This window comes from Providencia lanzhouensis, from assembly GCF_050469745.1.
GTDB classification, from domain to species: Bacteria; Pseudomonadota; Gammaproteobacteria; order Enterobacterales; family Enterobacteriaceae; genus Providencia; species Providencia lanzhouensis.
Map to the genome: position 1 here is coordinate 874,677 of NZ_CP174123.1, position 21,002 is coordinate 895,678.

Consider the following 21,002-nt stretch of genomic DNA (forward strand, 5'->3'; position numbering starts at 1 on the left):
TTATTCCTCAGCGCCTGCATGAGCGTTATGGCTCATATGCATTGAATGACCTGTAGATTCTTGCGCTTGAGCAGTGTTGCCCATGTGCATAGAATGATTTGCTTCATTATTCGCATCTACAGGAGCGTGACCTTTATGGTGCTCATGACCAAACTTCATAATGATGTCTTCATAAAGTTTAGGTTTCACGCTAGAGAAGTAGGTAACAGGAACGTTCATGCTAGGTTTAGCAACTTCGTCGAATGCCTGCATCGTATCCATAGTTTTTGGTGATGCTTTTACTTTCTGTACCCACTCATCGAAGCCTTGGCGATCTGCTGTAGCAATAGCATTAAACTTCATATCTGAGAATCCGTGACCGCTATAGCTTGCTGAGAAGCCTTTATAGGTACCTGGTTCGTTAGCGATTAAGTGAAGTTTTGTCTGCATACCCGCCATCGCGTAGATCTGTCCACCTAAAGATGGGATGAAGAATGAGTTCATCACAGAATCAGACGTGATTTTGAAGTTTACAGGAACACCAGTAGGGAATGCGATTTCATTGACTGTAGCAATGCCTTGATCTGGATAGATAAAGATCCATTTCCAGTCAGCTGAAATAACTTGAATGGTAACAGGTTCCTGATCACTAACTAATGGCTGATACGGGTCCAGCTCATGAGTCGTTTTCCAAGTGATAGCACCTAGAATAATGATAATAATGATAGGAACTGTCCAGCAGACTAACTCAATTTTGTTAGAGTGAGCCCAGTTAGGACGGTAGGTAGCTGACTTATTGGATTCACGATATTTTACAGCGAAGATAATCGCCATAAAAATAACAGGAATCACAACAAGGAGCATCAAACCAATTGCAATAAGAATCAGTTCTTTTTGTTTTACGCCAACGGCGCCTTTCGGATCCATCAACACCATATCACAACCGCCTAATAATAAGGCTGCTGCAACAAGTGAGATTGCTCCAATGCTTTTTTTGTAGTTCATAAGTCTCATCCACGACCCCAAATGACAAGAATCTAATTGTCGTTTCATCAGTGCGGGCATTTTACGGTAAGGTTGTGCGAGTGTAAATGATTGTAAGGTAAAGAAACGGAATTGTTAGCTCTTTATGTTAATATGATCACATGTAAAGCTTTTGCTTCTAAAAAGTTAAAATTGCTGCTAATTATAGGTATGTTTTGATAAAACAGTATGAATACTAAATTATCTTGGTAATTTTTCAAAGAAAAATATATACAAAATTGACAAAAAAATGTGAAAACTGCTTGGGTTGTTAAGATATTCCGTAGGGGAAATTACTGATTATATTGCCGATAAAGTGAAATTGGCTACTTTACCGGCAAAATAATAAAGAAAAATTGTTACATTTTTGAAACTAAAGGAAATATGTTAAAAATATAAACAATATTTCCTTAGTCACTAGAAGTTATACTTTAATGTATAAATGATTGCATCTTGGTAGAAATCATCACCTAACTTATTGTCAGCATAACGATATTGAATACCAGCAGCTAAATTTGGTGTGGCGTTCCACCAGAAAGCTAATGCGCCGTTCACGCCATCACGCCCACCGTTGCCATAACGCTCATGACGTGCAAATTCCATTTCATGCCAGTTAGTGATCATGAAATCTTCTTGGAACATTTTGAAGTTATAACCAGCAACCCAACCAACTACATAGCCGTTATTACCGGAATAATAGGTTTGGTCAACATAGTGCAAAGCCACGAAAGGTTTGAACCACAGATCACCAATCGAGGTGTTATAACCGATACCATACAGTGTGTTGACTTCGTGGAAGTTGCCGCCGTGTTTGTCACCCGGTAAAGACCAAGTACCATAAACGTGGCCGTATAAGTTGAATCCAGTATCTGCGATATAGACGCGAGCTGTTGTTTTCAGCGTATAACGCTGGTTTTTGCCTGGATCTTCATGCTGTTTATTAAATGGGTTTTCAACGTCAAAGAAACCATATAATTCACCCCAATTGAAATTAGCGCCACCTTCTAATTCGAAGTAAGCGAAATCTTCCTTATGGGTTGTATTTTTAGATTTATTTTCTGTATGACGGGACCAGTCGAGATAGTTCACGTTGATATCTGCGAAACCATTCTGATACCCAAGAAAATTTTCAGCATTTGCGGTCCCTGCCAATGATGCTAGAGCAGCAGCACAGAGTAGTGTTTTTTTCATAAGACATTATTTTCGTTTATGTATTAATAAAAATTAGTTGTTACGCAAATTTTTAGCTTGTCAACTAACCATCCTCAAACATGTGAGATATTAAGCTTTCAATTTGTAATTAAAAAATCCATTTCAGAAAATGAGTGATTCAAATCACGTTTTTATCGATCTTTAAGCGATATTTGCAAGAGAGATCTAATTTGCGAAAAAAGGAGAGATTCCCCAAATTAATTAGTTTAACTTGGGGAAGTCATGAGCTGAATAGAATGGGAATTAATCAAAAATATCAGAATGATTTATGTTTTATGGCTTTGCGGACAGCGAGGAAGTCGAGGGTTCCACCAACAATAAGGCTGATAGCACCAATGGCTATACCAATGTTAAATATGAGATTCTGATAAGTTGGGAGCGCTAACCACAGGGATATATGGGTAGTAAACAAGTAAACTTTCACCCCTGCAAATGATGTGATTAGTAAACTAATTAACCAAACCGTCAGTATACATGCTGCTGCCATTAGCGCATAAACCGCGATTTTATATTCTCGAGGAAAAAACTCTCTACGTTGAAATTCTCCCGTATCTTGGGTGTATAACAACGAAGTTCGGCAAGCGAGTAGCAATAAAACCCCCGGTACTGCAACGCCGATGGAAATTAAGTAGAACATGGGCCAGCCATAGGTGCTGACAAAAATACTTGCGACGGGGCCGATATAGACACGGCCTACAGCGGATAATGCTGAAAGCAAGGCGAATTGAGTGGCTGATAAAGACTTATTACATAAGGTCATTAATAAGGCGACAAATGCCGCAGTTCCCATTCCTGAAAAGATATTTTCGAGGAATATAATAGATCCCATGCTGATAATATTTGGCGGTGTTACTGCGAGGAACCAGTAGCCGATATTCGAACCACCTTGAAGTACACCGAAGACGAATAATGCTCTAAATAGGCTCATATTCTTCATCAGATAACCCCCAAATAGGGCTCCGATGATTGTCGCCGCCATACCAACGGTTTTATTTACTGTACCTACTTCGCTTAAACTAAAGCCAAGGGCATTGAGTAAAAAGTTAGTATTTAGCGCCATAACGAAAGCGTCTCCCATCTTATAAAAGATAAGAAGCAGTAAAATCAGCCATGCATTATTGCGGCTAAAAAATTCGGCAAGTGGCTCATAAATAGCATCTTTTAACGAAGTTGGTGGAGCGGTATTTTCTTGAGGTTCTTTCGCAAAAAGTGTTGCGAAGATCCCAATAAACATTAGCCCTGCCATGAATAAATAAAGTTGCTGCCAAGTGAGGAATTTATCAGCAAGCCAAAGTGCTAATCCCCCAGAAACCAACATACTGATGCGATAGCCCATGACCGATGTTGCTGCACCAATACCTCGCTCTTCTGCACTTAATAAATCTGTTTTATAGGCATCAAAGACAATATCTTGGGATGCGGAACAGAAGGCTACAGTGACCGCTAGCGCAGCTAACCACCAAAGGTGCTCCGACGGATTCATAAAACTCATGCCTGCAATGCTAATAACAAGCAAAATTTGCGTTGTTAATAGCCACCCTCTACGTCGCCCTAAAAATGGGGGGGTATAGCGATCCATCATGGGGGACCATAGAAATTTTAAAACGTAGGCCTGACCGACGAGAGAAAAGAAACCGATGGTTTTAATGTCAATTTTTTCAACGGTTAACCAAGCTTGTAATGTTCCAGCGGTTAATGCCAAGGGCAACCCTGAGACAAATCCCAGTAAAATTAAGGTCACATTATTGGGCAGTGTAAATCTGGGTAGTGTAAAACGTGGCATTATTCCCTCATCGCCTGATGCTGGTGTATTACGTTGCGCGAAGAATGGCGCAGTAGCAAGATAAAACAACCCAAGCTATTTGTATTAAAGAAATAACTCGGGTTAGTAGGATAAAGCAGACTGTTTTTACAGTCTCCGATGAACCAGAATGATACTAGTATGAATTCATTCTTGATACGCGATTAATATCGTGAATTTTGTCTGATAAAATCGGCCACTTCTTGGTCTTTCGCCATATCTGAAATTAAATCACTTAAAGCAAGGTTAATTGCCGCAGCAATTTTTTCATTGGTTGCGCCTAATGCCCCTTGGGTATTGTAATTACGGCTATAAGTCCGGCTCTTAGTTGAGCCATTTGGTGCGGTAGCATTAACGACAACGCTGGAATTAACCGTAATATTATGGCGTAAACTTCCTTCACTCACTTGGGTGCTCAACTTGTTTAATTGAACCACTAAGTTGATATTGGCGGGAGATGTCACCATGAAACCACGAGCAGCCATTTGCTTTTCTACGGCTTCTTGCATTAGATAACGCGGATCGCGAGAGGGATTTAGCACCTCTAAAGTACCGTTTCGGTTAATTTCAGCTAATGCGCGATTTGTACGGTTATCAACGCTACTCACGCTAATTGAAGTCGCATTGAGCGTCGGGTTTTTGGCTGGCAATGCAATTTTAGGTTCGAGGGACAGCGTATTAGACGGTGCAGTACAGCCCGCTAATAAAAATAACGCAAAAAGTGGAAAACACAGTTTTCTTAACATAATTCTTCCCAGTTCATCTTTCCTAATTGAAAATGTTCCGTTATGGTTCGGGGTGCAACAACTCACACTATTAGACAACAGTTTGAGAAAAAATTCGCGTAAATGTGCAGTCGATGAACATTTTGCATACCCGGACCATAGTTTCAACAATGTAGATGCTATTATCCGCTATTTCTATAATAAGAAGATAGTTACCAACAGCGTGATTAGGGGATTTTTTTTCAGATGTGCTTTAGCGTTTTTTAATTAATTTAGGAGTCTCTATGGACGCCAATATGCCACAAACTATGCAGTCTCGCGTGAGTGAAAAGCTACAGTCTGCATTTGAACCTGAACATATGGAGGTGATTAATGAAAGTCATCAGCATAATGTGTTACCCGGTTCAGAGAGCCATTTCAAAGTGGTTTTAGTCAGTGATAAATTTGAAAACAAACGTATGATTGGTCGTCACCGTGAAATTTATGCTATTTTGGCTGACGAGCTTGCAGGTGAGATTCATGCTTTAGCCTTACACACTTATACTCCAAAAGAGTGGAATGAATTAGCGAGTACTGCGCTAAAATCACCTGCTTGTCGTGGTGTTGGTGGTGTGAATCGCTAATCAAACGTCTTGATGACATACGAATACCAATAGTGTGTTTATCGAGTGGCTGTAAGTGAGCGTTTTTTCCTCAATTCGAGAGAGGAAAATGAATTTTTAGTCAGAAAAGTCACAAATAAAGAGGAATAATCGCTTCTTTTATCGGCTTTTCTCGACTCAGGGCGCATGCATCGGTATAATGCTGCGTCTAATTTTCAGTAAGGTTTCGGGACGCTTCTGATATCAGGGATGACCGTTATGAAAGTAACGCCCCCGGTTCTGGAAGGGAGATTGCCATTATGATTTAATGGCATAACTCTGGAGTAGACCGATCACTAAGATTTATTTTGAGGTAAGAAGATGCAAGTTTCTGTTGAAACGACTCAAGGCCTTGGGCGTCGTGTAACAATCACCGTTCCTGCCACTGATATTGAAAAAGCGCTGAATAGCGAGCTGGTTAACGTTGCTAAGAAAGTCCGTGTTGATGGTTTCCGTAAAGGGAAAGTACCAATGCACATCGTTAAACAACGTTACGGTGCGTCTGTAATGCAAGACGTTCTGGGCGATGTTATGCAACGTAACTTTATCAATGCAATCATTGAACAAAAAATCAACCCAGCTGGCGCGCCAAGCTACAAGCCAGAAATGTTCGAAGACGGTAAAGACTTCGTTTACGCGGTTGAGTTCGAAGTGTACCCAGAAATCGAATTAAAAGGTTTTGAAACTATCGAAGTTGAAAAACCAGCTGTAACGGTGAAAGACGAAGATCTCAACGACATGCTGGAAACTCTGCGTAAGCAACAAGCACAGTGGAAAGAAGTTGAAGATGCAGCAGCAGCTGATTCACGTATCACTATTAACTTCACAGGTTCTATCGACGGTGAAGAATTCGAAGGTGGTAAAGCTGAAGACTTCGCACTGGTTATGGGCGAAGGCCGTATGATCCCAGGTTTCGAAGAAGGCGTTGTTGGTCATAAAGCTGGTGAAGAATTTGATATCGAAGTTAACTTCCCAGAAGATTACCATGCAGAAAACCTGAAAGGTAAAGCAGCTAAGTTTGCTATCGTTCTGAAGAAAGTTGAACAGCGTGAATTGCCAGAATTTACTGAAGAGTTCGTTAAGCGTTTCGGTATTGCTGACGGTTCAGTAGAAGGTCTGCGTGCAGAAGTTCGTAAAAACATGGAACGTGAGCTGAAAAATGCAGTTCGTAACCGTGTTAAAGCGCAAGTTCTGGAAGGTCTGGTTAACGCGAACGAAATCGAAGTCCCAGCAGCAGTTGTTGATGGTGAAATCGATGTTCTGCGTCGTCAAGCTGCACAGCGTTTTGGTGGCAACGAAAAACAAGCGATGGAATTACCACGTGAACTGTTCGAAGAACAAGCTAAACGTCGTGTAATTGTTGGTCTGCTGTTAGGCGAAGTTATTCGTACTAACGAGCTGAAAGCTGACGAAGATCGCGTTAAAGCGCTGATCGAAGACATGGCTTCTGCTTACGAAGATCCATCAGAAGTTATCGAATACTACAGCAAAAATGAAGAGCTGATGAACAGTGTTCGTAACTTAGCGTTAGAAGAGCAAGCTGTAGAAACTATTCTGGCAGCGGCTAAAGTAACTGAAAAAGAAACTAACTTCACTGAGCTGATGAACCAAGTTCAAGCTGGTTAATTTTTCTTTTTAGCAGTACTCTTCTTTTTAGAAGTACAAAGCAAAACCCGTGGTGTTTCACTGCGGGTTTTTTGTCAATTAGCGTCGTAATATTTAGACTTTGTGCAAATCATCTTGAAAATTACATTTAAACCCTAATTATAATAAGAGTCATCAAGATATCGTTCGCTAGATGATGATGGGATTTTTGTGTGGAACACATTTTTCGACAGTATAAAACCGTGTAACTAGATAGACTTGTGTTAAACTCTTTAGCAGAGCGTCTTGCCTATCGCAGTGTTTTCAACAGTATTCTGGCTTAATTCTTTAGCGACTTTTTAACCAAGATTTAAAAAAGTGACTAAAATAATGAAGTAAGCGAAGAGTATAAACAGGCAGACACAACTAACTTAGAAAGAGTGTTTTTTAGAAATATTGTTTGTAGCACGATCCCTGCCCAAAATGGCGGACAGACAGCAAATTAGGCGCAAGCACCAGAAAAAGTTTTTAATAGGAGATTTCGATGTCACATTTTGGCGGTCAGGAGCAGTTAGCATCCCAAATGGCACTTGTGCCAATGGTTATCGAGCAAACCTCTCGAGGTGAGCGCTCATATGATATTTATTCACGTCTCTTAAAAGAACGTATTATCTTCCTAACCGGTCAGGTGGAAGATCATATGGCGAACTTAATTGTCGCTCAAATGCTATTTCTTGAAGCAGAAAACCCAGAAAAAGATATTCAACTTTATATTAACTCACCAGGCGGCGTGATTACTGCAGGGATGTCAATTTACGACACCATGCAATTTATCAAACCTGATGTGAGCACTATCTGCATGGGACAAGCGTGCTCAATGGGTGCGTTTTTATTAACCGCAGGTACAAAAGGTAAACGTTTCTGCTTACCAAACTCTCGCGTCATGATCCACCAACCGTTAGGTGGCTATCAAGGACAAGCGACAGACATTGAAATTCACGCTCAAGAAATCTTGAAAGTGAAATCGCGCATGAATGAATTGATGGCCCAACATACAGGGAAATCCATCGAAGAAATTAGTCGTGACACAGAGCGTGACCGTTTCTTATCAGCAAATGAAGCTAAAGAATATGGTCTGGTTGATCATATTTATACCAGCCGTTAATTTGCGAATATTTTGATATAATTAATTTATATCCTAAAGTTTTTGAAAATTTGTTGCCTTGTTTTACTACGAAAATTAGATAAAACAAGGCATTATAAATATAAGTGAGGTCTACTGATGACAGATAAACGCAAAGAGGGAGCAGGTAAATTACTGTACTGTTCTTTCTGCGGAAAAAGTCAGCATGAAGTGCGTAAGCTGATTGCCGGTCCGTCAGTCTATATTTGTGATGAATGCGTGGATTTATGCCTCGACATCATCCGTGAAGAGATCAAAGAACTGGCTCCGCATCGCGAGCGTAGTGAATTACCAACTCCCCACGAAATCAGACAGCATCTTGACGACTACGTTATTGGTCAAGAAAAAGCGAAAAAAGTGTTAGCGGTCGCTGTTTATAACCACTACAAACGTCTACGTAATGGCGATAAAACCAGCGATGGTGTTGAATTAGGCAAAAGTAACATTCTGCTCATTGGTCCGACGGGTAGTGGTAAAACGTTATTAGCAGAAACGTTAGCTCGCTATTTAGATGTGCCATTCACTATGGCGGATGCGACCACATTAACTGAAGCGGGTTACGTGGGTGAAGATGTTGAGAATATCATCCAGAAGCTGCTACAAAAATGCGACTATGATGTTGAAAAAGCTCAACGTGGTATCGTCTATATCGATGAAATTGATAAAATTTCTCGTAAATCCGATAACCCATCCATCACGCGTGACGTATCAGGTGAAGGGGTGCAGCAAGCATTACTGAAACTGATTGAAGGCACTGTAGCCGCGGTTCCGCCACAAGGCGGTCGTAAGCATCCGCAACAAGAGTTTTTACAGGTAGATACCTCGAAAATTCTGTTTATCTGTGGCGGTGCATTTGCCGGGTTGGATAAAGTTATTGGTCAACGTCTGAATACTCGTTCAGGTATTGGTTTTGCGGCGCAAGTTAAAGGTGAATCTGAGAAGGCAACAGAAGGTGAGTTACTCACTCAAGCGGAGCCTGAAGATCTCATTAAATTTGGTTTGATTCCTGAGTTTATCGGTCGTCTACCTGTGGTTGCCACTTTGACTGAGCTGAGTGAAGAAGCTCTGATTCAGATCTTAAAAGAGCCGAAAAACGCATTGACTAAACAGTATCAAGCTCTGTTTAACCTCGAAGGCACTGAATTAGAGTTTCGAGAAGAAGCATTAACGGCGATAGCGAAAAAAGCAATGGCGCGTAAAACAGGTGCTCGTGGCTTACGTTCAATCGTCGAAGCTGCTCTACTTAATACCATGTATGATCTACCTTCAATGAGTGATGTTGAGAAAGTCGTTGTAGATGAAAATGTGATTAATGAACAGTCAGAACCTCTGTTAATCTACAGCAAACCGGATGCCCAAGCTTCTGGCGATAATTAACTTCTCGTCTGTGTTCAATAAATAATCAATCAAAATGAGGGGTAACCCTCATTTTGTTTTTTATGCTTAACTAACCATTGAATGCTAAAATCTTGTCCCCATATAGTTTATATTCTTAGTTGTGGTTTCCTTATTTTGAAAGAGCACTGTTTATATCGCAGTGTTTTACAAGAATTTTTTCTGTTATAAGCAGAAACCCTTAACTGGCGTGTGCTAAACGAAGAGAGAGCTTTATGAATCCAGAGCGTTCCGAACGCATTGAAATACCAGTATTGCCTCTGCGTGATGTAGTGGTGTACCCACATATGGTGATCCCACTGTTTGTTGGACGTGAAAAATCCATTCACAGTCTGGAAGCAGCAATGGATCATGATAAGCAAGTGATGCTGGTTGCGCAAAAAGAAGCCTCAACCGATGAACCTGGGGTGAATGATTTATTTACTGTTGGGACAATTGCATCTGTGATCCAGATGCTGAAACTACCTGACGGTACCGTTAAAGTGCTAGTTGAAGGCCTACGTCGTGCTCGTATTACTAGCCTGACTGATAACGGCGAGTATTTCTTAGCGCAAGCTGAATATCTCGCGAACGATAGTGTGAAAGCGGCTATCTATGATGACGCATCAAAAGCGCCTAGCACTACCGAATTGGTTGACGAAAAAGAGCAAGAAGTATTATATCGTACGATTGTTAGTCAGTTCGAAAGTTACATTAAACTGAACAAAAAAATTCCACCTGAAGTTCTGACTTCACTGCATGCGATTGAGCAAGACCAGCTAGATAAACTGGCTGATACGATTGCTTCACACATGCCGTTAAAACTGGCAGACAAACAGCGCGTTTTAGAAATGGCAAACATTGCTGAGCGTGTTGAGTTCCTCATGGCAATGATGGAATCAGAAACTGAACTACTGCAAGTTGAAAAACGCATTCGTAACCGCGTGAAAAAACAGATGGAAAAAAGCCAGCGCGAGTACTATTTGAATGAGCAAATGAAAGCGATTCAAAAAGAACTTGGCGAAATGGATGATGCTCCAGATGAAAACGAATCGCTGAAACGCAAAATCGAAGAAGCGAAAATGCCAAAAGAGGCACAAGAAAAAGCCGAAGCTGAATTGCAGAAGCTGAAAATGATGTCTCCAATGTCTGCTGAAGCGACGGTGGTTCGTAGCTACATTGATTGGATGGTTCAGGTTCCATGGCATAAGCGTAGCAAAGTCAAAAAAGACTTAGTGAAAGCGCAAGAAGTGCTCGATACAGATCACTATGGCTTAGAGCGCGTTAAAGACCGTATCCTTGAATACCTCGCGGTTCAAAGCCGTGTTAGTAAAATCAAAGGACCAATCTTATGCTTAGTCGGACCTCCAGGGGTTGGTAAAACGTCTCTGGGGCAATCTATCGCTAAAGCAACAGGGCGTGAATATACCCGTATGGCTCTGGGTGGGGTTCGTGACGAAGCGGAAATCCGTGGTCACCGTCGTACTTATATTGGTTCAATGCCGGGTAAACTTATCCAGAAAATGGCGAAAGTAGGGGTTAAAAACCCACTATTTTTACTGGATGAAATCGATAAAATGTCTTCAGACATGCGTGGAGATCCTGCATCAGCACTGTTAGAAGTGTTAGATCCAGAACAAAACGTTGCATTCAACGACCATTATTTGGAAGTTGATTATGACCTGTCTGACGTGATGTTTGTGGCAACATCGAACTCGATGAATATCCCTGCACCATTATTAGACCGTATGGAAGTGATCCGTCTGTCTGGTTATACCGAAGACGAAAAACTGAATATTGCTAAGAGACATTTACTATCTAAGCAAATTGAGCGTAATGCCTTGAAAAAAGGCGAGTTATCTATCGATGATGGCGCAATTATGAGCATCATTCGTTACTATACTCGTGAAGCTGGCGTGCGTGGATTAGAACGTGAAATTTCTAAACTGTGCCGTAAAGCTGTTAAAGCATTGCTGATGGATAAAAAACTGAAGCATATTGAGATCACTGCAGATAATCTGAAGGATTACTTAGGTGTTCGTCGCTTTGATTACGGTCATGCTGATACCGAAAACCGAGTAGGGCAAGTGACTGGTTTAGCATGGACAGAAGTTGGTGGTGACTTACTTACCATTGAGACAGCCTGTGTACCGGGCAAAGGTAAGTTAACTTACACCGGTTCTCTGGGTGAAGTGATGCAAGAATCAATTCAAACAGCGCTGACAGTGGTACGTGCTCGTGCAGAAAAACTGGGTATTAACGGTGACTTCTATGAAAAACGTGATATTCATGTTCACGTACCAGAAGGCGCAACACCGAAAGATGGTCCAAGTGCGGGTATCGCAATGTCAACGGCACTGGTTTCTTGCTTAACGGGTAACCCTGTAAAAGCGGATGTGGCGATGACCGGTGAAATCACGTTACGCGGTTTAGTATTACCAATTGGTGGGCTGAAAGAAAAATTACTGGCAGCTCATCGTGGTGGTATTAAAACGGTTCTTATCCCTGATGATAACAAACGTGATTTAGAAGAAATTCCTCAGAATGTGATTGCTGATTTGCAAATCCATCCTGTTAAGACAATTGAAGAAGTCCTCTCATTAGCATTAGTCAATCCTCCTTTTGGGGCTGAAGTGGTCCAAAAGAAAGCTAAAAGAGTGAGCTGAATCAAGAAGCTTGTATAAAATTAAGGCTGACAGCTAATTTAGGGCTTGTCAGCCTTTTTTTTCGTGGTTACTTTAGCGAAGATTCTGATAATGGTTAGCGTGCTATCTGTTTTCTTGCCATTAATATTCAGGATTGATATAACGGCTGCATCATTAATTAACTATACTTAGTAATGTTAACTATACTGTAGTTGGTTAATTAACCGATAAAGTCAAAACTAATATGGGGATGATAATAGTGAATAAGTCTCAACTGATTGAAAAAATCGCTGCAGAAGCGAACATTTCTAAAGCCGCAGCAGGTCGCGTAGTCGATGCTTTCGTTGCTTCTGTAACGACTTCTCTGAGCAAGGGTGATGATGTTACTTTAGTTGGTTTTGGTACTTTTAATGTACGTCAACGCGCAGCACGTACAGGTCGTAACCCGCAGACAGGTAAAGAAATTAAAATCGCTGCGGCAAAAGTTCCTGCATTCCGTGCAGGCAAAGGTCTTAAAGACGCTGTTAACGGTTAATTGAGTTTAGTTTCGTCTTTCACGCATTTTTGCGAAAACTCAAACTGACGTAATGTCTTTAATCAGCTAATATATAAGCGCGCCATGGAAATGGTGCGCTTTTTTTTCTATCTGAGTTAAAATTAGCGTAATATTAAGAAATTCAACAAAGCAAAGCGGAGTTAAGCCTTTTTATGATGGAAGATCTACGCACGAAGGCGAACAGTCCTTTTATTAAAGTGTTGTTAGCTATTATTATCTTGTCATTCGTGCTGACAGGTGTTGCTGGCTATGTGATTGGTGGCTCAAGTAATAATGCTGCTGAAGTCAATGGACAGCCAATAAGCAAGGAACAATTACAGCAAGCTTTCCAGCAAGAGCGCCAGTCATTACAAGAATACTTAGGAGATAAATTCTCTGAAGTTGCAAGTAATGACAACTACATGAAAGAGCTGCGTACCCAAGCTTTGAATAACTTAATCAATAATCAATTGATTAACCAATACGCTAATGAATTACAACTCTCTGCTAGCGACCAACAAATTGAGCAAGCTATTTTTGCTATGCAAGTTTTCCAAACAAATGGAAATTTTGATAGTGAAAAATATCGCGAGATTTTAAAACGTTACAATATTAATGCAGATGATTTTGCGGCACAAATTCGCCAAGATTTAGTTCGTGCGCAATTAGGTAAATCGTTCACCGGAACAGAATTTGCACTGCCTTCAGAAGTCAAAGCGTATGCGGAACTGTTTATGCAAGAGCGTGAAGTCCGTACGGCAAGCTTGTCGTTAGCTGCGCTAGAAGCTAAACAAACCGTTTCTGAAGATGAATTAAAAGCGTATTACGCGGCAAATCAAAACAGTTTCATTTCACCTGAACAAGTTCAAGTAAGCTATGTCGAAATGGATGCGGCATCTATGCCAACAGCATCTGTGACGGCTGAAGAAGTGAAAGCTTACTACGATGAAAATCTGAAGAATTTTACTAAAGCGGAACAAAAGCTGTATAGCATGATTCAAGTCGCATCAGAAAAAGATGCACAAGCTTTAGAAGCCGAGCTGAAAGGCGGCGCTGATTTCGCAACGTTAGCTACTGAAAAATCCACAGATAAATTCAGTGCTGGCAACAAAGGCGTGATTGGTTGGATGGAAGCAACTTCTACACCAAGCGAAATCATCAGTGCGAATTTAACCGAGAAAGGTCAAATTTCTGCACCGATCAAAGTCCAAGATAATTATGTCTTATTCCGTTTGGATGATGTTAAGCCAGAAGCAATTAAGCCTTTTGATGACGTTAAATCAAGTATTGAAACTAGTTTAGTTCAAGATAAAAGCGTCAAACAGTTTTACGATTTACAACAGAAAGTGAGTGAAGCTGCGACGAATGACAATGAATCATTAGCATCAGTTGAAAGCATTTCTGGCTTGAAAGTTGCGACTACTGGCTGGTTTGATCGCCAAAACCCACCGACACAACTGAATTTCCCGAAAGTCGTTAACGAAGTATTCAGCGACCGTTTAGTCGATAAAAAAGGTACAACAGGTATCAACTCTGACGTGATCAACGTTGAAGGGGATCGTGCATTTGTTCTGCGTGTGACTGATTATAAAGCGGAATCAACAGAGCCATTCGAAACAGTAAAAGCGGATATTGAAGCATTAGTTAAGCGTCAGAAAGCGTCTGCACAATTAAAAGCGAATGGTGAGAAATTACTGGCAGAGCTACAAGCTGGTAAAGGTGATGAAGCATTGAAAGCTGCAGACACCCAATTTGGCGCTGTTCAAACAGTTTCATTCCTTGCACCTGCAACGGATGTGACGGGCGTTGCGATGAAAATGACACCGCCAACTGACGGTAAACCAACTTACGCAATCGCTTATGATCAAAAAGATAATCTACTAATTGTTCAATTAGATAAAGTGACTTTAGGTCAGCCAACAGCTGAAGAATTGAGCCAGCTATCTAACGAATATCGTGGTGCAATGAGCTCAGCGGTGAATGAAGCGTTAATGCTGAATTTACGCGCGAACGCAAAAATTGAAGTGCAAAGCTTAGAATAAGTTATTTGCATGGAATAATTGCGAAGCGCTTCGCAACTAAAATTGTAATATCTGTAATAGAAGGCCACCCATTGGGTGGCCTTTCGCATTGTATAAACTGAAGAAAAGTTTTTGAAAAAATTCTCTGGCATTGTGATGTTTCAACACACATAGGAGAACAATGATGAAATGGAATAAAAGCATTAAACAAGGATTAGGGACAGCGTTAATGGTAGCAATGTTATGCCCTTTATCTGCATTTGCAGTGGTTAAAAAAGCAGAAACTGAAAAACCAGCCACGGCGATAGTGCAACCTCAAAATAGTGATGAAGTAAAAAACGTGGCGAGTTTAACATCTCCAGACCAAGTGAATATTAATCAAGCCACTGCTGAAGAATTAGCGAGAAAACTCAATGGAATTGGTAAACAGAAAGCTCAGGCTATTGTTGAATACCGAGAAAAATATGGCGCTTTTAATACAGTTGAAAATATCCTTGAAGTACAGGGAATTGGACCTGCATTTTTAGAGAAAAATCGTAATAAACTTGTCCTATAAGCAAAAACAGCCCACTTTCAGCGTGGGCTATTTTTTTAGAAAATGGAAAGTAGCGTTATGAGATTAAAAATAAATTATGGGTAATATTTGTGCTATTAAATTTGATTTAAGCATGAATATGAGAGCTAAGTCTGATTAGTGATATTTTTTAAGCAGCCCTTTCAAATATTTGTTATTTTTATGTTATCAAATAATTTAACTGGTCGGAGTAGTTATGGCGATACACATAAAAGTGCTCGGTTATCACATTGATGTCTTTCAGCATGTCAATAATGCTCGGTACTTAGAGTTCTATGAAGCGGATAGATGGGATTGGATGGGAAAAGCTAATCTTATTGAATGGGCTATTCAGCATAGAATCGTGATGGCGGCAGTGAATATTAATGTTAACTATTTCCAAGCCGTTGGGTTGGGCGATGAGCTAACCGTCATTTCACGAATGGATAAAATCGGAGTGAAGAGTGCAGTCTGTTACCAACAAATTATTCGCCATCGTAATGGTGTTGATGAAGTGGTATCTGATGCGTACGTCACGTTTGTCTTCATTGATGGTAAAGTCAATAAAGCCATGGTGATCGAGGATGAACTCCGAGAAAAAATTGAGTCACTGAAAAATAAAACAGATGCTTTCATCGAAGTATAGGCAAATTAGGAGTATAGCCAACCAGTAAATATTCACTAAGGTTGGCTTTTAGAATTACTTCGTTGCGTTGAGTTGTTTGAGTAATGAATCCATAACGGCTTGTTGATTATTGAGATAATAATTCAAGCCTTTGCTACGTAAATGGCATGCGGCACACTCGGAACAGCCATCACCTGGAATACCATTGTAGCAAGTGAGAGTTTGAGTGCGGATAGTCTCAAGGTGCCCATAGTAGTCAGCAAGAGCCCATGTTTGTGCTTTGTCTAACCACATAAGTGGTGTTTCGAAACGAATATCTTTTGCTAGTCCTAGGCTAACCGCATGATTGAGCGCTTTGACAAACTCATCACGACAATCAGGGTAACCTGAAAAGTCAGTTTCACAGACACCGGTGATCACCGCTTCAGCTTGTACTTGGTAAGCATAGATAGCAGCGAGTGTTAGGAATAGAATATTACGCCCGGGTACAAAAGTACTTGGTAACCCGCTGGCTTCGCTTTCTTCATAGTCAGGAACTGGAATGTTATCACGGGTTAAACTACTAACCGCTAGCTCATTGAGCAAGGTAACATCGAGAACTTTATGCGCTTTTGCGCCTAATTGTAGGCTAAGCTTTTGCGCAATGTCGATTTCTAAGCGGTGGCGCTGACCATAATCAAAGGTGACACAATGAACCTCATCATAATGTTTGAGTGCTTGAATTAGGCAGGTTGTTGAATCTTGTCCTCCGCTGAAGACAACAACAGCACGTTTCATGAGTCTCTCCTAAGATTAAATAATGAGAATATTAATTTAGATCTATGTTAACGAGCCAAGAGGGGAATGAACAGTCTGTTTTTGTACCTTCAACCTCTAAAATAAGCAATTTATGCTATATTTCAGTTATTCATGCAAAGTTATTCTACAATACTAGCAATTCGTAACAGCTTTATTATTTCATCATGATAGAATTTTGCGGATAACAGGATTCGCTTAGGGGCTAAACATGCTGGATAAAATAGATAAAAAACTACTTTGCTTATTACAAAATGACAGCAGCCTATCATTAAACTCATTAGCAGAAGCCGTCAATTTAACCTCGACACCATGCTGGAAGCGACTTAAAAGGCTAGAGGACGAAGGATATATTCGAGGACGAGTCACGCTATTAGATGGCGAAAAGCTGGGATTGGGGCTGACGGTGATTGTCATGATTAAAACCCAACAACATAATAGCGAATGGTATGCGCAATTTGTTTCATTTGTGGAAAAATTACCAGAGGTTTTAGTGTTTTATCGCATGGCTGGTGAATATGACTATCTGATGCAAGTCGAAGTTCATGATATGAAATCCTATGATCTATTTTATAAGAAATTGGTTAATGGCGTTCATGGCTTAATTGATGTAACCTCCAGTTTTGCAATGGAAAAAATAAAATATACAACCGTTTTGCCAATCCCTGACTAATCCAAAAGTCATATATTAGCCCAAGAGCGCAGAGCTCCTAATAATAGAGCAAGCAGTCACTAACATCATTCAAGGCAGTAATACGTGCGATTATTTTCACAATTACGTTGGTATTTTATAAGCGAATGGCGTCGCTATGTTGGCGCTATTTGTTTTCTTGTGGTCATTGCTATTTTACAAATGATCCCACCACGCTTTGTTGGTGTGATAGTGGATGGTATTAGCAAAGGGTCGATGACTAATCAACAACTTGTGACGTATGTATTATCCATGCTCGGAATTGCTTTAACAGTTTATGGGTTGCGCTATGTTTGGCGTTTATGGCTATTTGGTGCTTCCTACAAATTGGCTGTTCGACTAAGACAACAAATTTATCAGCAGCTTAGCTTACAAAATCAGCCATTTTATTTGAAATATCGCACAGGAGATCTTATCGCGCGTACCACGAATGATGTGGATCGTGTGGTATTTGCCGCAGGTGAAGGCGTTTTAACTCTCGTTGACTCTCTGGTGATGGGATGTGCCGTCCTTATTATGATGAGCATCGAAATAAGTTGGCAGCTAACACTCCTTGCCTTGATTCCTATGCCTATCATGGCACTGGTCATTAAGCGTTATGGCGACCAACTTCATCATCGTTTTAAACATGCTCAAGGTGCTTTTTCATCATTAAATAACCACGCACAAGAGAGCTTAACCAGTATTAGAATGATCAAAGCATTTGGCCTTGAAACGCATCAATCCAATCAGTTTGAGCAAGTTGCCACTGAAGCTGGACGCAGGAATATGCATGTAGCGAAGATTGATGCTCGTTTTGATCCGACCATTTTTATGGCGATAGGAATGGCAAATTTGTTAGCCATCGCAGGCGGAAGCTGGATGGTGTTGAATGACACATTAACCCTCGGAGAGCTCACCAGCTTTGTCATGTATTTAGGGTTGATGATCTGGCCGATGCTTGCCCTTGCATGGATGTTTAACATTGTTGAACGAGGAAGTGCAGCATATAGCCGGATTTTAAGCTTACTTGACGAGCCATTAGTGATTAAAGATGGTAACCAAAGTTTGCTTGCGGAAAAAGGCGAGTTAAACGTCAATATCAGAACATTTTCGTATCCCGAAACCCAGCGCCATGCTTTGCATGATATCCAGTTTGATGTAAAACCTGGACGCTTCCTTGGGTTATGTGGACCAACGGGATCAGGGAAGTCGACATTAATTACTGTGTTACAACGCCATTTTGATGTGAATGAAGGTGAAATTATTTATCAAAATAAATCACTGACAGATATTCGACTCGATGAGTGGCGGGCAAGGTTATCAATAGTGAATCAATCCCCATTCCTATTTTCTGATTCGGTCGCAAACAATATTGCTCTTGGGCAGCCAAATGCAACAATGGAGCAAATAGAAGACGCGGCTCGAGTTGCTTGTGTGCATGAAGACATTTTACGTCTACCGGAAGGGTATCAAACCCAAGTGGGAGAGCGTGGTGTCATGCTGTCTGGGGGGCAAAAACAGCGAATTTCCATTGCACGGGCGATTTTACAAAATGCGGAAATCCTTATTTTGGATGATGCGCTGTCTGCCGTTGATGGGCAGACAGAGCACACCATTTTGCAGAATTTGAGTCGTTGGAGACAGGGGAGAACGTTGATTATTAGCGCCCATCGTCTATCAGCTTTGGTGGATGCCGATAATATTCTTGTTTTATGTCATGGGAGTATAGTTGCCAAAGGCACTCATAAAGTACTTTCCCAGCAATCTGGTTGGTACAGCGATATGTATCATTATCAGCAAATTGAAGCTGCTTTGGACGGTGATCTATGAACCAAAGAAAGCCGCTTTGGCCAGCATTAAAACGTTTATTATCTTACGGTAAACCTTACCGCGGTACCATGGGGATAGCGATTGCTATGCTTTGGTTGGCTGCCGCCGCAGAAGTGAGTGGGCCCTTACTGATTAGTTACTTTATTGACAATATGGTGGCTAAAAAACAGATCATTATGCCGCTAACGCTGTACATGGTGATTGGATTTATTGCGCTGCAAATCATTGCAGCACTTCTTCACTACCATCAAAAAATTCTGTTTAATCAAGCCTCTGTTGGAGTGGTGCAAAATCTACGAACTGATGTGATGAATGCGGCTCTGCGCCAGCCATTAAGTGCCTTTGATAAGCAACCCGTGGGGCAGATTATTTCTCGTGTGACCAACGACACCGAAGTGATTAAAGATTTGTTTGTCATGGTAGTACCAACAGTATTTCGCAGTTTGGCATTAATTTGTGCCATGCTAGTCGCCATGTTTTCTTTAGAGTGGCGAATGGCATCCATTGCGGTACTCATTTTTCCTGCGGTTCTGATCGTAATGTTGGTTTATCAGCGGCTTAGCACGCCAATTGTGCGCCGTGTTAGGGCGTATCTTGCAGATATTAATAATGGTTTCAATGAAGTCATTAATGGCATGACGGTTATCCAGCAATTTTTACAGCAAGCTAGATTTGGGCAAAAAATGCTGGAAGCAAGTGAAGAGCACTATCATTCCCGAATGAAAGCATTGAAATTAGATGGATTACTACTCAGGCCACTACTGAGTTTGTTCTCTGCCTGCGTATTATGTGGGTTATTATTGCTATTTGGATTTGATGGTACCAGTACTGTCGGTGTCGGGGTTCTGTATGTTTTCATTAACTATTTAGGTCGTTTAAACGAACCATTAATTGAGCTAACATCTCAGCAGTCCATGTTGCAACAAGCGGTTGTATCCGGTGAACGTGTTTTTGAATTGATGGATAGCCCACAGCAAGGTTATGGCGAAAATATTGCGCCATTACAGGGCGGAGCAATTGAGATCAAACACCTCTCTTTTGCTTATCGAGATGATAAAAAAGTCCTTGATGATATTAATTTATCCGTCCCAGAACACCATTTCGTGGCACTTGTTGGGCACACGGGAAGTGGAAAAAGTACCATTGCAAACTTAATCATGGGGTATTACCCATGGCAGGAAGGGGAAATTTTACTGGATGGACGGGATTTAAATTCACTGTCCCATCAAGTATTACGAAATGGCATTGCTATGGTGCAGCAGGATCCGGTAGTACTCGCGGCTTCATTTTTTGATAACGTTGCTCTAGGACGTGATATTTCCCAAGAAAAGGTGTGGGAAGTCCTTGAAACTGTACAATTAGCTCAGCATGTCCGTGAATTGCCAGATGGATTGGATTCATTGTTAGGTGAGCAAGGAAACACTTTATCTGTTGGGCAACGACAGCTATTGGCGATGGCGCGAGTACTCGTCGTAACACCGAAAATTCTGATATTGGATGAAGCGACCGCGAATATAGATTCTGGCACTGAACAGGCTATTCAAAAGGCGCTACGTGTTATTCGTCGAAATACTACACTCGTGGTGATAGCTCACCGCTTATCAACGATTGTGGATGCTGATCAAGTTGTTGTTCTTCATCGAGGAATGATCGTTGAGCAGGGAAATCATACTGAACTTCTTCAGCAGGAAGGTCGCTATTACCAGATGTATCAATTACAACAAGTGGGCGAGTCACTGAACTCTCGTGATGAAGCGGCTGCAGAAGCATTATTAGTTTAGTTAGTGCTTACTGACATACTTT

17 protein-coding genes are annotated in these 21,002 nt (G+C 41.0%); 12 read left to right on the forward strand and 5 right to left on the reverse strand.

All coding sequences use genetic code 11. The annotated features are described in order from the left end of the window. The 4 genes from cyoA to ACIH2S_RS03965 form a co-directional block, all read right to left on the reverse strand. Complete coding sequence (cyoA, locus tag ACIH2S_RS03950; RefSeq protein ID WP_036953895.1) at positions 1-993, reverse strand: cytochrome o ubiquinol oxidase subunit II; 993 nt, start codon at positions 991-993, stop codon at positions 1-3. Between the two features lie 426 nt (positions 994-1,419). Next, positions 1,420-2,193, reverse strand: coding sequence for an outer membrane protein OmpK (locus ACIH2S_RS03955; RefSeq protein ID WP_036953898.1), 774 nt, complete (start codon positions 2,191-2,193; stop codon positions 1,420-1,422). Positions 2,194-2,470: 277 nt separating this feature from the next. Then, positions 2,471-3,997 carry a muropeptide MFS transporter AmpG gene (ampG, locus tag ACIH2S_RS03960; protein WP_036953900.1) on the reverse strand — a complete coding sequence of 509 codons (1,527 nt, stop codon included), beginning with the start codon at positions 3,995-3,997 and terminating at the stop codon, positions 2,471-2,473. Positions 3,998-4,179: 182 nt separating this feature from the next. Further along, on the reverse strand, positions 4,180-4,761 hold the full coding sequence (locus tag ACIH2S_RS03965) for a YajG family lipoprotein (protein ID WP_108479255.1): 582 nt from the start codon (positions 4,759-4,761) through the stop codon (positions 4,180-4,182). 263 nt (positions 4,762-5,024) lie between these two features. Between ACIH2S_RS03965 and bolA the strand changes: the two genes are divergently transcribed. The 9 genes from bolA to ACIH2S_RS04010 all read left to right on the forward strand — a co-directional run bounded on the left by bolA (position 5,025) and on the right by ACIH2S_RS04010 (position 15,922). Further along, positions 5,025-5,363: a transcriptional regulator BolA gene (bolA, locus tag ACIH2S_RS03970; RefSeq protein WP_036953906.1), complete on the forward strand. Its 339-nt coding sequence runs from the start codon at positions 5,025-5,027 to the stop codon at positions 5,361-5,363. A gap of 339 nt (positions 5,364-5,702) precedes the next feature. Continuing rightward, positions 5,703-7,007, forward strand: a complete 1,305-nt coding sequence (tig, locus tag ACIH2S_RS03975; protein ID WP_036953907.1) for a trigger factor — start codon at positions 5,703-5,705, stop codon at positions 7,005-7,007. Between the two features lie 502 nt (positions 7,008-7,509). Next, positions 7,510-8,130 (forward strand): ATP-dependent Clp endopeptidase proteolytic subunit ClpP, encoded by a 621-nt coding sequence (gene clpP, locus ACIH2S_RS03980; RefSeq protein WP_006657219.1) that lies wholly within the window; start codon positions 7,510-7,512, stop codon positions 8,128-8,130. A 117-nt stretch (positions 8,131-8,247) separates the two neighbouring features. Continuing rightward, the gene (clpX, locus tag ACIH2S_RS03985) at positions 8,248-9,525 is read left to right on the forward strand and encodes an ATP-dependent protease ATP-binding subunit ClpX (protein WP_006657220.1); all 1,278 of its coding nucleotides are present in this window, start codon (positions 8,248-8,250) and stop codon (positions 9,523-9,525) included. 233 nt (positions 9,526-9,758) lie between these two features. Next, positions 9,759-12,188, forward strand: coding sequence for an endopeptidase La (gene lon, locus ACIH2S_RS03990; RefSeq protein WP_036953910.1), 2,430 nt, complete (start codon positions 9,759-9,761; stop codon positions 12,186-12,188). A 238-nt stretch (positions 12,189-12,426) separates the two neighbouring features. After that, positions 12,427-12,702, forward strand: a complete 276-nt coding sequence (gene hupB / locus ACIH2S_RS03995; protein WP_006662768.1) for a nucleoid-associated protein HU-beta — start codon at positions 12,427-12,429, stop codon at positions 12,700-12,702. A gap of 173 nt (positions 12,703-12,875) precedes the next feature. Then, entirely contained in the window at positions 12,876-14,744 is a 1,869-nt protein-coding gene (ppiD, locus tag ACIH2S_RS04000) for a peptidylprolyl isomerase (protein WP_430248145.1), read from the forward strand. 163 nt (positions 14,745-14,907) lie between these two features. Further along, positions 14,908-15,279, forward strand: coding sequence for a ComEA family DNA-binding protein (locus ACIH2S_RS04005; protein ID WP_108479256.1), 372 nt, complete (start codon positions 14,908-14,910; stop codon positions 15,277-15,279). A 214-nt stretch (positions 15,280-15,493) separates the two neighbouring features. Next, positions 15,494-15,922 carry an acyl-CoA thioesterase gene (locus ACIH2S_RS04010; protein WP_036953922.1) on the forward strand — a complete coding sequence of 143 codons (429 nt, stop codon included), beginning with the start codon at positions 15,494-15,496 and terminating at the stop codon, positions 15,920-15,922. 54 nt (positions 15,923-15,976) lie between these two features. On the opposite strand, the gene queC is transcribed toward ACIH2S_RS04010, so the two are convergent. After that, positions 15,977-16,678 carry a 7-cyano-7-deazaguanine synthase QueC gene (queC, locus tag ACIH2S_RS04015; RefSeq protein ID WP_036953925.1) on the reverse strand — a complete coding sequence of 234 codons (702 nt, stop codon included), beginning with the start codon at positions 16,676-16,678 and terminating at the stop codon, positions 15,977-15,979. 229 nt (positions 16,679-16,907) lie between these two features. Between queC and ACIH2S_RS04020 the strand changes: the two genes are divergently transcribed. The 3 genes from ACIH2S_RS04020 (at position 16,908) to ACIH2S_RS04030 (ending at position 20,980) form a co-directional block, all read left to right on the forward strand. Then, on the forward strand, positions 16,908-17,369 hold the full coding sequence (locus ACIH2S_RS04020; RefSeq protein ID WP_036953928.1) for an Lrp/AsnC family transcriptional regulator: 462 nt from the start codon (positions 16,908-16,910) through the stop codon (positions 17,367-17,369). An 84-nt stretch (positions 17,370-17,453) separates the two neighbouring features. Further along, on the forward strand, positions 17,454-19,199 hold the full coding sequence (locus ACIH2S_RS04025) for a SmdA family multidrug ABC transporter permease/ATP-binding protein (protein ID WP_036953931.1): 1,746 nt from the start codon (positions 17,454-17,456) through the stop codon (positions 19,197-19,199). After that, a complete protein-coding gene (locus ACIH2S_RS04030; RefSeq protein ID WP_154600161.1) occupies positions 19,196-20,980 on the forward strand; it encodes a SmdB family multidrug efflux ABC transporter permease/ATP-binding protein in 1,785 nt (594 codons plus the stop codon). Before ACIH2S_RS04025 ends, ACIH2S_RS04030 begins: the two co-directional genes overlap by 4 nt. Positions 20,981-21,002: the final 22 nt, after the last annotated feature.

Excerpts from the sequence above, each read along its gene's own strand:
- cyoA (WP_036953895.1), bottom strand. The coding sequence starts at position 993 with ATGAGACTTATGAACTACAAAAAAAGCATTGGAGCAATCTCACTTGTT.
- ACIH2S_RS03955 (WP_036953898.1), bottom strand. The coding sequence starts at position 2,193 with ATGAAAAAAACACTACTCTGTGCTGCTGCTCTAGCATCATTGGCAGGG.
- ampG (WP_036953900.1), bottom strand. The coding sequence starts at position 3,997 with ATGCCACGTTTTACACTACCCAGATTTACACTGCCCAATAATGTGACC.
- ACIH2S_RS03965 (WP_108479255.1), bottom strand. The coding sequence starts at position 4,761 with ATGTTAAGAAAACTGTGTTTTCCACTTTTTGCGTTATTTTTATTAGCG.
- bolA (WP_036953906.1), top strand. The coding sequence starts at position 5,025 with ATGGACGCCAATATGCCACAAACTATGCAGTCTCGCGTGAGTGAAAAG.
- tig (WP_036953907.1), top strand. The coding sequence starts at position 5,703 with ATGCAAGTTTCTGTTGAAACGACTCAAGGCCTTGGGCGTCGTGTAACA.
- clpP (WP_006657219.1), top strand. The coding sequence starts at position 7,510 with ATGTCACATTTTGGCGGTCAGGAGCAGTTAGCATCCCAAATGGCACTT.
- clpX (WP_006657220.1), top strand. The coding sequence starts at position 8,248 with ATGACAGATAAACGCAAAGAGGGAGCAGGTAAATTACTGTACTGTTCT.
- lon (WP_036953910.1), top strand. The coding sequence starts at position 9,759 with ATGAATCCAGAGCGTTCCGAACGCATTGAAATACCAGTATTGCCTCTG.
- ppiD (WP_430248145.1), top strand. The coding sequence starts at position 12,876 with ATGATGGAAGATCTACGCACGAAGGCGAACAGTCCTTTTATTAAAGTG.
- ACIH2S_RS04005 (WP_108479256.1), top strand. The coding sequence starts at position 14,908 with ATGAAATGGAATAAAAGCATTAAACAAGGATTAGGGACAGCGTTAATG.
- ACIH2S_RS04010 (WP_036953922.1), top strand. The coding sequence starts at position 15,494 with ATGGCGATACACATAAAAGTGCTCGGTTATCACATTGATGTCTTTCAG.
- queC (WP_036953925.1), bottom strand. The coding sequence starts at position 16,678 with ATGAAACGTGCTGTTGTTGTCTTCAGCGGAGGACAAGATTCAACAACC.
- ACIH2S_RS04020 (WP_036953928.1), top strand. The coding sequence starts at position 16,908 with ATGCTGGATAAAATAGATAAAAAACTACTTTGCTTATTACAAAATGAC.
- ACIH2S_RS04030 (WP_154600161.1), top strand. The coding sequence starts at position 19,196 with ATGAACCAAAGAAAGCCGCTTTGGCCAGCATTAAAACGTTTATTATCT.